Below are 3,180 nucleotides of genomic sequence, written 5' to 3'. Positions count from 1 at the left end.
TTGTAGAAAAAGATCATATTTGTCGTCATCTAGAGTAAATAGTAAAACTATAATTTTTATAAGTAAGTTTATCTATTTACTCTTTTAAACAATATAAAATTGATATTTAATTAGCTTAATAATAACTTTAATTAGATCCTACTGAATAGCAATTATTGGGGAATTTATGTTTAGTTTTTATCTTTTTAATAATTTATTTAAAGGCAAGAAGATATAATAGTGAGTTATACGGGGTAGAGATAATCGTTTTTAAGAACCAGGAATGTTTAGATGAAATACAAATAGGCGACTTGTTCCTTCTATTCAGAAAGATCAAGTCACCTACACTTTTTCATTCATCATTAGTAATCCTTTCAACGTTCAAAATTTATTGATTTACATGTTCTTGTTCTAACTGGTCTACTACATCTTCCTGGCACTCATTAATAAATAGATAAGTAAGGTATGAATGTAAGTCAAATCGTTCTTCCTCAATAAACGTAGAAAAAGCCTTTTTATATTCTCTCAATAGCTTAACCTCCTTTATGTAAGTTCCTATTTTTCATTTTTACCCAACTAGCAATCTCTTATACATACAAATTACCAAAGTATTTTGTACTGGCCCCGCCTACGCCATATACAATGACAGCACGCTTGCTATCCAACCTACTTCTTATTGTAATTGCAATCGCTTACAATATAAAGTTAAAATAACAGGATATTATGATTTTATAATAATGTTGTAGGAGTTATGAAAAAATTTTATAAATAGCTAAAAAAACACTTTTATCTTTTGAAGGTTTTTTAGCTATTTGAAATGTGTAAAACAGAATAAATATATTACAGGATGTTAATTATGGATTAAAGATGTAAAATACATTTTCCCAATGCTCTAACAATTCCATAGGAGAACATATATGAACAATTATAAAAATGATAATACTGCAAGACGCTATGTAGCCCACGTTAGTATATTTGGAACCACTCAAATTCACTTAAGAAATTCTTACATCATAGCTTGGTGGTCAGCAGCCTTTCCGGGTTTCGGACATTTACTTTTATCTAAATATCTTCGAGGATTTGTTTTATTTATTTGGGAGGTTGTTATTAACCTTCAGTCTAATATAAACGTGGCTATGATTCATTCCTTTCAAGGTGATATAGACATGGCCAAGGAGTCACTAAACACTAGGTGGCTTCTCATTTATATTCCTGTTTATCTCTTTGCCATATGGGATAGTTATCGAACGACAGTTGATTTAAATAAAATATATCTCTTAGCTGAACGAGAAAATCATGCCTTTAATTCTTTTAGCATGGGATCTATGGAGATTAACTACTTGGATAAAAGAAATCCTCTTATGTCTATCTTATGGTCCTTATTTATGCCTGGTTTAGGTCAGCTTTATATTCATCGAATAATCGTTGCCTTTTTTATCGTTACTTGGACGGTTGTTTTCTTTTACTATTCTCATCTCCTTGAAGCTATTTCTCTTCTCTTTTTAGGTGAAATCCCAAAAGCTACTAACGTATTAAATGCAGAATGGTTACTGTTTTTCCCGTCCCTTTATGGTTTCGCCACTTATGATGCTTATACCAATACCGTTGAAAATAATAAACTCGCTGAAAAAGAACAGAAAACTTTTTTAGAGAAGAACTATCAACACCCAGATTTTTATATTGAAAAGGAAAAAAGGTAACAAGAGGGTCTACAGGTCTCTTTTAATTTTATGTGAATGAAAGAATCGTAATTAGAGCATACTAACCAAGATGCCAAAAGGAATCATTGGATAAAGTCACTTAAGAGCAAAAACCCCCTTAGAGAGAAGGGGATTTTTGCTCTTCAACTGTAATAACGTATATTTCTTTAGTTACCATAAAAGGGATTCTAGGTAATAAGATGAATTTTAAAATTGAAACTGGGGTATATTTCTCCTTTTCAGTATGTTAGGGTAAGAGCATAACAAATAAAAAAATTATTTGGTTTCTTTGTACCTAAATCTTCCTAATAATGGAAAGAGGTACCTTTATGGATATACTTAAAATAAAGAATGTGCTTTATACTCTTATAAAATACGAAGATAGCAGCATTGTTCATACTGTTCCTGAAGTAATTGAATTATCATACTGTAATTCATCTAAGACTTTTCAGGTGACTACACTTGTTGATCAAAGAACTTTAAGTTATGGCGATTACGATATAGAAAAAGTCGCTCAAGCCTTATATAAAATTTTAAATTCTATAGAACAAAAAACGACATAACAAAATAATAAATGAGTAAACTACTCAAGAAGCTTTGTTAGGCTTCACCCACAATTTAATTTATCAGTAGAAAATAGCTACCTTTTTATGAAGGTAGTTGTTTTCTTTTTTTTACTATATAAGACAATGTTGGTTAGTTACCATAAAACGTATTACCAGTAGGAAGAAATTATAGAAGACAGGCAAGAAAAATATATACCATTACACAAGTAATACGTTTAAGTCTCTTCTTCTTAAACAGTGTTAAAGACCTTAGTTACAATTGGAAATTAAGGAAAATAGTTACCTCTTTTTTTTAAAGCATCTGCAATTTTTCTGACTCCTTCTTCAACTCGGTGATTTTCAACATTTGACACATTTAACTTTAAAACCCGTTCTTTGTGAAAGTTGGATAGATAATTACTTTCAACTGAATCTAGATATACACCCTGTTCATATAAATAACGAATAAATGACTTCATATTTACTTGTCTAGGTAGCAAAATATGACCATGCATAACTATTTCTGACGATGATTCGTAATTAGCCAGATGATTTTGCAGCAATTGGTGAAGAACTTGTGCACGTTTATGATAAATACTACTTACTTTTGATTTATTATGTTCAAACATACCACTTTTTATATAAAGGTATAGTGCAGCTTGTGAAATCATAGAGCTATCTATATCTATAGTCATTCTAAATTTTTGAAAGGTATTAAGAATAGAGGGAGGAAGAACAGCTAAACCAATTCTTAAACCTGGAAACATGATTTTTGAAAAGCTCTTTAAGTAGATAACCTGTTCTTTAGTATCCTCTGCAAAAAGAGGATCATTCTTCATGTTGTATTCAAAATCTGCTAAATAGTCATCTTCTACAATATACACATTGTATTTATAGGCTAACTGTAAAATGGCTTCTTTGTCTTTTTTGCTATATGACGTTCCTAAAGGATTATG

4 protein-coding genes are annotated in these 3,180 nt (G+C 30.3%); 2 read left to right on the top strand and 2 right to left on the bottom strand.

What is annotated here, in order from left to right:
• Window positions 1-367: 367 nt before the first annotated feature.
• Window positions 368-508, bottom strand: coding sequence for a hypothetical protein (locus tag ACNHOZ_RS28765; RefSeq protein WP_176521439.1), 141 nt, complete (start codon window positions 506-508; stop codon window positions 368-370).
• 388 nt (window positions 509-896) lie between these two features.
• Here ACNHOZ_RS28765 and ACNHOZ_RS28760 point away from each other — a divergent pair, with 388 nt between their 5' ends.
• Together ACNHOZ_RS28760 and ACNHOZ_RS28755 are read left to right on the top strand one after the other, a co-directional pair.
• Window positions 897-1,679, top strand: coding sequence for a hypothetical protein (locus ACNHOZ_RS28760; protein ID WP_447697463.1), 783 nt, complete (start codon window positions 897-899; stop codon window positions 1,677-1,679).
• Window positions 1,680-2,008: 329 nt separating this feature from the next.
• Entirely contained in the window at window positions 2,009-2,242 is a 234-nt protein-coding gene (locus ACNHOZ_RS28755) for a hypothetical protein (protein ID WP_048021459.1), read from the top strand.
• A 269-nt stretch (window positions 2,243-2,511) separates the two neighbouring features.
• On the opposite strand, the gene ACNHOZ_RS28750 is transcribed toward ACNHOZ_RS28755, so the two are convergent.
• Window positions 2,512-3,180 (bottom strand): aminotransferase class I/II-fold pyridoxal phosphate-dependent enzyme (locus tag ACNHOZ_RS28750; protein ID WP_447697462.1); only part of this gene is annotated, 669 nt, incomplete at its 5' end.

This window comes from Priestia sp. D51, assembly GCF_053345675.1.
Note: the sequence above shows the minus strand (reverse complement) of the source record. Positions and strands in the feature narration are given on the sequence as shown.